We start from the raw sequence: 9,329 nt of genomic DNA, 5'->3' as shown, positions 1-9,329 counted from the left end.
GCTAAGTTGGTTCGCTTGATACTCCAATGCTTGATAACTTAAACGTTCATCGCCATGCACGAGTGCGATTGCATTCGGTCGTAATTCAGCTTGCTTTTGAATAAGCGAAGGTAATGGCTGATACTCCCAAGTGTGAACCTGCGTCGAGAAATCATTCAGCAGACCCATGGTTTGCTGATTGACTAAACTAAGTTGCCCTACTGGTATTGTAGGCTGTGCAACAATTTCATCTAAAAACTTAATAAAACCACTCAATAATTGTTCCGCAGTGCTTACCTTAAATCGATCTTTAGCATACGTTAAAATAAGTTCCCAAGGCGCTTGGGTTGATTCTCTGATATCTAAGGCCAAATCAAACAAGGCGTGGCGGCCTTTCTGATCACAGCTTTTAATATTAACCCCAGAGACCAATTCAATCGATGCATCAGACGTCTGTTGATGATTAAATAGCACCTGAAATAGCGGTGTTTCACCTACATTACGTGATATACCAAGACCATCCACTAATTGATCAAAAGGTAAAAGTTGATGTTCTTGTGCTTCTAATACAGCTTCATGTGTTAGTTTCAAACAATCGATAGCTTGGCTAGATGGCCAAATTTGATTATGAATAACCATGGTATTAACAAAAAAACCAATAATGTCAGCAACTTCAGCTCGATCCCGATTCGCCATTGGAATACCGACCGAAATATCATTACGACCACTGTAGGCTGCAAGTGTTAACTGCCAAACAGCAAGCAACAAACTCGATGGTGTGATCCTTTGTTTGAGCGCTAACGCTGAGATCTTAGCCGTTCGATTCGTAGATAATGAATATTGGCAATGACCAGCAAGTCGCAACTGATGGATCTTTGCGGATGTATCATGCGCAATCAGTAATTCAGGTTGCACTGAACCTAACTTTGCTTTCCAATAGTTCAACTGTTGCTGTGCCTTTCCGGCGCGTAGCATTGCCGTCTGCCAAACCGAAAAATCAGTATATTGAATATTTAGCACTGTTAACGGGACGCCCCGATATGCTTGCACAAGGTCTCGAACAAAAATATCAATCGACCAACCGTCAGAAACAATATGGTGCATAACTAATTGTAAATGCCACTTCTGCAGCCCAACTTGTATTAAAGCGACTCTCAACGGTAATTCATAACTCAAGTTAAAACGTTTCTGTGCATGTTTACCACAGAAAGAATAAAGATCAGCCTCAGATTTAAGTCGCCAATCCTGTACTTCTAAAGGCACTATTGGAGCAGTGTCTAACTTTAACCATGTTACGTCATCTTTACTGACAAAATAGCTGCGTAATATCTGATGTCGCGCCAATACTTGCTGTAATGCTGATTCAAATAATCCATGCTCTAACGCGCCATTAATTTCAAAATCACCAACCATATGGTAAGCGCTATTGTCTGGGTCAATCTGATAAATATGCCATAAGCGTAATTGTGCTGGGGCCAAAGGAGATAACTCACACTCTTTTACTGGCACGATAGGTAGACGTTCAAAACTAAACCCCTTTGCCTGCAACAAGGATAAAAATTTCTCTTGTTCCGGTGCACCTAATTCGATAAAACGTCGAGCCAGTGCGTGTTTATCAATCTTATTCATACTCATAGTGTCTCCAACTCATCTAATAACATCGCCATTTCATCAAGTTCTAAATGTTCTTGTTGGTGGTTGAGAACAAATTCAGGTTCAAGCAACTCAGCCAGTGCTCGTAGGTCAGATGCATTGAAAAAATCACGTAAATTAATTTCTATACTAAGCTCTTCTCTCGCCGCAGCAATAACACGAGTTGCTAACAAAGAATGCCCGCCAAGCACAAAGAAATTATCATCTAGACTGACGGTTTCTAATTCAAGTAAGCGAGACCAGCTCGCTGCTAACCATATTTCCAACTCTGTTTCAGGCGCGTGATAACCTTTACTTTGTAATACAGGCGTAGGTAATGCTTTACGGTCTCTCTTACCATTAGGGGACAGAGGCATGTGCTCAATACCAATAAATAAGCTTGGTACCATATAATCAGGCAAATGTTCGGCAAGATACTTTTTAACTGACAACTCAACTGAATTATCCAGTTGTGCACAAACCAAATAAGCAATTAATTGATCACCTGCTGGCGCATTATGAACCACCACTGCAGCATCTGAAATAATTGAATTTTTGACTAACAGGCTTTCAATTTCTTCTAACTCAATGCGTAACCCTCGAATTTTAACCTGATGATCTAAACGGCCTAGATACTCTAAAGCACCATCAGCACGTCTTACGACCTGATCACCAGTACGATACATACGAGATCCTGCTTGTCCAAAGGGATTAGGAACGAAGCGATCTGCGGTCAAATCAGCACGATTCATGTATTCACGCGCCAACCCATGACCTGCAAGATAAAGCTCTCCTGGCACGCTGATAGGTACAGGGTAAAGCCTTTCATCGAGAACATGTAATTCTGTATTGGCAATAGCGAAACCAATCGGTACTCGTTGCTCCGAATCAATCTGACACTGCCAATAACTCACATCTATGGCCGCTTCCGTCGGGCCATATAAGTTATGTAATGCTATGTGCGGCGCTTGGGTTAAAACTGTACTAGATAAACCAGCTGGTAATGCCTCACCACTACAAATAATTTGACGTAATTGACGACATTCAGAGAGTGCAGCATCATGGATAAACGCCTGTAACATCGACGGTACAAAGTGAACGGTTGTCACAGCTTCGTTCACCATAGTTTCTTGTAACTGCCAAGGTGTTCTATGCGCATCAGGTGATGCAATAGCTAAACGAGCTCCGAACATTAATGGCCAGAAAAACTCCCATACAGAAACATCAAAACTAAATGGGGTTTTCTGTAATACACAGTCACTAGCCTGCAAAGCGTAATGTTGCTGCTTCCAGTTTAATCGGTTCTGCAATGCGCCCTGAGTATTCACCACCCCTTTCGGTAATCCAGTGGATCCCGAGGTATAAATCACATACAAAGCTTGGTCAGGATGCCATGCAACAGAAGGTGGTTGCTTAGCGTATGCAGCCAAATCCAGATTATCGAGGGTGATCACCTCTAACGTATCTTGCTCGGACCAAAGCCCCTGCGTCTCAACATCAGTAAGTAATAGACCTACATCCGCAGACTGTAAAATATAACTTAATCGTTCACTTGGATAACTCGGGTCTAACGGTACATAAGCGCCACCAGCACGTGTAATAGCATGAATACCAATCACTAAATTAACAGAACGAGGTAAACCGATAGCGACACGAACTTCAGGTTCTACCCCCTTAGTCTGTAGGTAATGCGCTAATTGATTAACGCGTTGTTCGAATTGTGCATAGCTAATTTGCTGCTCTCCCATAGAGACAGCAATCGCATCAGGCGTATGCAGCGCTTGTTCATGAATGGTGACCGTTAAAGGTTTAAAACCGCCCCAGTCATATTGCGTCGCATTCATTTGAGATATAGCGACTTGCTCACTCTTTGTTATCAGCGTTAATAGTGAAACCGCAATACTTGGCGTTGCTGTTACTTGAACGAGTAAATGCTGCCAGTGACCATGTAAACGTGCTATATAATTGGCACTAAACAGATCAACGGCGTAATTGAAAAATCCAGCCCATGAGCCGTCATCAAATTGTTGCATATCCATGCTTAAATCCAATTGTGCGCCACCCGCACCAGGGTCAAATGTGGTCACGTCTAAACCAGTCCAATTTTGTAAAAATGATTTATCAATACGCTGTAAATTAAATGAACTCTGATACAAAGGATGTTGCTGTAAATTACCTTTCGGTCCTATCTCAGCAACAAGCATTTCGAACGGTAAGTCCTGATTTTGTAATGCTCCAGATGAAAACGTACTCACCTGTTCAAGCAAAGTCGAAAACGATAGTTCATCAGAAAAACGTGCTGGAATAACAATGCTGTTAATGAAACAACCTTGCATGGCCTGTGTTTGATTCTGAGAACGCCCAGAGACAGGCACACCAATGCGAATTTCATCCTGCTGGGTATATTTATGTAATAACAGTTGCCAGAGAGTTAGTAACACATTAAACGTTGTCGTATTCTGTTCAGACGCTAATGACTGTATTGCATTCACCTGGTGACTACTTAATTCAAAATGATAGCGTTCACCTTGAGAATATAGTTCGCTTGAATGCGACTCTGGATATAAATTGAGAGGCTCAATATCAGCAACAAGCGCCTCTTTCCACCAAGTTAACTGTGACTCCACTTTCTCACTTAACAGCCAATCCTTTTGCCAATGTGAGAAATCAGCATATTGTAAAGCAGATGCTTCCAGTACAGGTTTTTCTGAATCAAGCATTAACGCATAATCGTCACTCAGTTCATTCAATAATAACTGGGTGCTGATGCCATCAGAGATTATATGATGCAGCACTAATAAAAATTGATAGTGATTTTCAGCTAAGCGCACCAGTTTAGTCCTTACTAATAAATCACTTTCAAGATCAAACGGTAGCGCTAACAATTCAGCAAAATTAACAGTTGCTTGTGCCCTATCCATATACCCTAATGTCAGGACAAGCTCAGCATGAGGGTTTATGCTTTGTAATACCTCACCTTGTTCGTGAATAAAGTGAGTGCGTAAAACCTCATGGCGCATCAACAAACGATTTAGTGCTTGTTGCAACAATGGAATATTTAGCTCACCTTTGAATTCAAGTGCTAGTGGCATATGGAAAGCAGCACTAGTCGGTTCAAGCTGATGCATAAACCAAAGTCTTCGCTGTGCTGCACTGGCGAGAATAGATTGCTCTCTGTCCACTGCAACAATCATGTCTTTACTTGAATGTTTAACTACACACTTAAACGCCATATCAGCCAGCACTGGCGAATCAAAAATGGCTTGTAATGGCAACGCTAGCTGATATTTCTGATCTAATTCACCAACCAAACGCATAGCCAATAATGAATGTCCACCTAATGCAAAGAAATTGCTGTCACGCCCGACACGTTCAACACCTAATAAGCGCTGCCATACTTGACTCAATAATTCTTCAACGTCCCCTTCAGGCGCTTTGAATTCTGTATCATTAAGTTGCGTCCAATTCGGCGCGAATAAGTTTTGTCGGTCGATCTTTCCAGCCGGTGTTAACGGCAGCTGATTCAATACAACAATCTTGGCTGGAACCATGTAGTCAGGAAGCACTTCAGCGAGACTACGTAATAGCATGGCTTCATCAAGGCTTCCTAATGATCCCTCTGACTGTTGTAAATAACCCACCAAACGTTTTCCACCTGGCGCATCATGCGCAACGACAGCACAGTGCTCAACACGACTTAGTTGCTGTAATTTTGATTCTATTTCACCCAATTCAATTCTGAATCCACGGATCTTAATCTGCTGATCAACACGCCCTAAATATTCCATGACGCCATCACCACGCCAACGCACTAAGTCACCCGTCCGGTACATACGCTCACCAGCGATACCGTAAGGATCAGGCAAAAATCGTTCAGCAGTTAAATCTGCACGGCCATGATAACCACGGGCTAAGCCAACTTCAGCGCCGATATATAACTCACCAGGGACACCTACAGGTAGACGATTAAGCTCGTTATTTAAGATATAGAGTCTACGTTCACCAACTGCGGTCCCAATCGGTGCATAGGCACTCTTCAATTCTGTTTCCGCATAAGCTTCCCATATCATAGGGGTCACAACGGTTTCGGTTGGGCCATAGCCATTAATAACACGTTGAGGATGTAATACCTGTTGTAAACGTTCATAGGTTTCACGGGTAAATGCTTCGCCTCCGAGAGTCCATGAGCGAACCGTTAACGCCGGTTTATTATAAGCAACCCAATCAAGTAGTGGTCCGACATAACTAGGGGGGAAACAGGCGATTGTCACGCCTTCTTGCTCGAGCACCTGACACGTTTTCTCCGCACTCCATAATGCTTGGTCTCGGATAACAAGACGAGAACCAAATGCCAGCGGCACAGCCCAACGCTCGACCGCGCCATCAAAACTAATCGATGCAAAATGAAGTTCAACATCATCTGGTGTCATACCATAACGCTCACCGATAGTTTGCACGTGCATACTTAAACCAGCCTGTGTTAAGGCAACGCCTTTGGGCCGGCCTGTAGAGCCAGAAGTATAAATAAGGTAAGCTAATTGTTGAGGGTGATAATCCACACTCGGCGCATCAGTCGGATAGCCAGTCATTAATTTTTGATCAAGATAAACGTGTTTGATCCCTTTAGGACCAACGATTATCTCAGCTAATAACGAATGGGTAAGTAATAACTTAACGCCGCTGTCTGCCAGCATGTAATTTAATCGTTCGCTAGGATAAGATGGATCTAATGGTAAAAATGCCCCGCCAGATTTAAGCACGGCAAGCATCGCCACTAACATGCAATTACCGCGTTCAAAAGCAACACCGACAGGAACATCGGCACCAACACCTTTCTCAATTAAGTAATGGCTAAGTTGGTTAGCTTGCACTTCAAGCATGCGATAACTTAACCGCTCATTACCATGAACTAACGCTATCGCATCAGGTCTCAATTGTGCTTGTTTCTGAATCAATAAAGGCAACGCTTCATAATTCCAACTATGCGGCTGAGTTAAAAACCGGTTTAGTTGCACTAACGTCGACTCTGGTACAGAAGTCAGTGATGCGAGCATTTGTTGCGGATTGCTCACTAACTCATTTAGATTTAACGCCATTAACTCAGCAATATTCTCAATCTGACTTGCACTAAATTTAGTTTGATCATAAGCAAATACGATCCTTAAACATTCCCCAGGTAAAATAGCTAACGTGAGCGGATAATGTGTAAATTCATAACTGTCAGGCTCACCTAATTGCAAACCTGATTTATTTTGTTTAAATAACGCTTCATCCAGTGGGTAATTTTCAAATACCACTAACGTATCAAATAAGGACTCTCCAGCCCAACCACTATCCTGCTGGATCTGCGCCAGTGATGAATAGCTAAATTCTCGTTGTGCTACACCTTCACGTTGTAATTTATGTAACCAATCTAGCACCAGAGCATTTGGCTCAATAGCGACAGTCATCGGTAACGTATTGATGAACAAACCAACCATAGCATCGCTACCCAGTAACTCGGTCGGTCGACCTGATACCGTATTACCAAATACAGGATTTTTTTGACGACTTAGGGTACCGAGAGTCAACGCCCAAGCACCTTGCATCAAGGTATTTAGAGTAAGTCCTTGTGGCTTTAATTGAGATTCAAACAAGGATGTTTGTAATGCTGTAAAATCTAAATTATAACGCTGGAACCCGTCCTCCGCAGTCTCTTTAGAATAATCAGTGTCACCATAACTAACCGTCAATTGAGTTGGTGATTCAATATCAGATAAGTACTGCTGCCAGAAGGTACTTGCAGCATCAGTATCACTCTGATTTAACCACATTAGATATTGGTCAAAAGAGTCAGCAGATCGAGAGAAGTTATCACCTGCATATAGGCCTAATAACTCACTGAATAATATTCCTGTACTCCAACCATCCATCAACACGTGATGTAAAGTCAGGATGCAAATATAATCGTGTTCAGCAATACGTAATAAATCAATCCGCCATAGTGGTCCTTGATTTAATTCAAAACCTTGCGTAATTAGACGCTCGCGAAGCTGTTTAATACTCGTTGTAATATCCACCTCAAAACGCAGGTCAACTTCCACAAAAGGCAGATCACATAAAGGCCAAATAGCCATAAAATCTGTGCCTTTATTATTTAAAACACTGGCTCTTAGAATTGGATGTCGCTGCATTAACAATGCCCAAGCATCCATTAGCTTGCTCGGTTCGAGTGCATGCATTGGCAAAGCAAGTTGATTTATATATGAACTATTGCCTGTCGCTAATTCGCCATGAAATAATAGCCCTTGCTGTAAGCTCGAAAGAGGCCAAATATCCTCAGGTATGTCGCTAATCAAATCAAGGCTAGCTTGGTCCAGTCCACTTAATGCAACATCTGATGGTGTCAATAATGGTTTATTCGCATCAAAATGAGAGACCACAATGACGCATTGTTGCTGGAATAACGCGATAAAGTCATTACGCTGGTCAGTAGTAAAGGCTGTATTGTCAAACTCAAAATTCAACGCTAAACCGCTATGAGTAAGTTGTGCATTCAATACGATTGCAGCATCGGCTTGGCAGTCTATCGCTCGCCACAACCCTGATTCTTTAAGTTTCAGCGCATCATGTTCATGACTACTGACCTTACCTAAAAAGTTAAACAACACATCAATCGAATCACGACTCGTCATTAAACCTTGCTGTATTGACGCGCTATAATCTAATCCGCCGAGTTCAACTTTTCGTAATTGTTCTTTAGTTTGTTTTAAGCGAGTTTCAAAATCGATATGCCCCTTAAACACTTGTGGATAGAGAGACGTAAACCAACCAACACTGCGACTTAAATCTAAACCATATTCGTCCCCAAACCGGCCATGACTTTCACGATGTAATCGCACTAGGTCACGCTCGGTAAAGGCAAATAAACTTTCAACCATAATCAACAAGAGTAATTCTTCTAGATTGAGCCTTGCATACATTTTCGCCTGTAGAGTCCAATGCGCTAAAGTTTTATTTTCAACTGTCCATTGCGATGTCGAAATGCCCGAATCATCACCTAACTCAAATAACGATTCAATGTTATCTTGAGCTTGCCAATAGCTAAGTGCTTTAGCGGAAACTGAGCGATTTGAAAGCGCAGAAGCCCAATCATTCAAACTGTGGGTTTTGTTCGCTAATTGAATATTATCTTTAAGGGCTAACTGCTGATAAGCGTGCATTAGATCTTCTAATAGCACCCGCCAAGAATAAGCATCGACAGCCAAATGGTGGATTGTGAGTATAAATTGAGGGTTAACATCATCAGCTAAATAAAGCGCGCCTAATAAGCGGCCTTTTTCAATATTTAAAGCCTCCTGTAAATCATTAACATATTCCCCAATATTATTATCTAATTGACGTTCTTGAAACACGAATGAAGCTTGATCAATACTCAGGTGATCACAATCCCAACCATCTTCAGTCTGTTTAAAGCATAAACGTAAAGAATCATGATGTTGAATTAAAGCGTAAACGGCTTTCTTTAACAATGACGGGACTAACTGTTCGTTCAATTCAAAATGTAAATATTGATTACAATTGACTGAACCATAGTGAGTAAGAAAACGTTGCTGAACCGCATTAACTTTAGCACTACCTTGTAATTCTGATTGGTCTGCGGGTATGTCATTTGACACTAAAATGCAGCAAGCCATATCAGTAAGTATTGGTTTATCAAAAATATCTTTTGGCGTTAA

2 protein-coding genes are annotated in these 9,329 nt (G+C 41.8%); both read right to left on the bottom strand.

Features of this window, described 5'->3' with window-relative positions; all coding sequences use genetic code 11:
* Window positions 1-1,614 (bottom strand): condensation domain-containing protein (locus BT797_RS01785; protein ID WP_211705416.1); only part of this gene is annotated, 1,614 nt, incomplete at its 3' end.
* Window positions 1,611-9,269, bottom strand: coding sequence for a non-ribosomal peptide synthetase (locus BT797_RS01780; RefSeq protein WP_211705413.1), 7,659 nt, complete (start codon window positions 9,267-9,269; stop codon window positions 1,611-1,613). The genes BT797_RS01785 and BT797_RS01780, both read right to left, overlap by 4 nt.
* Window positions 9,270-9,329: the final 60 nt, after the last annotated feature.

It is taken from the genome of Moritella viscosa, assembly GCF_900120065.1.
Taxonomy (GTDB): Bacteria; Pseudomonadota; Gammaproteobacteria; order Enterobacterales; family Moritellaceae; genus Moritella; species Moritella viscosa.
This window is presented reverse-complemented; position numbering and strand designations above follow the sequence as displayed.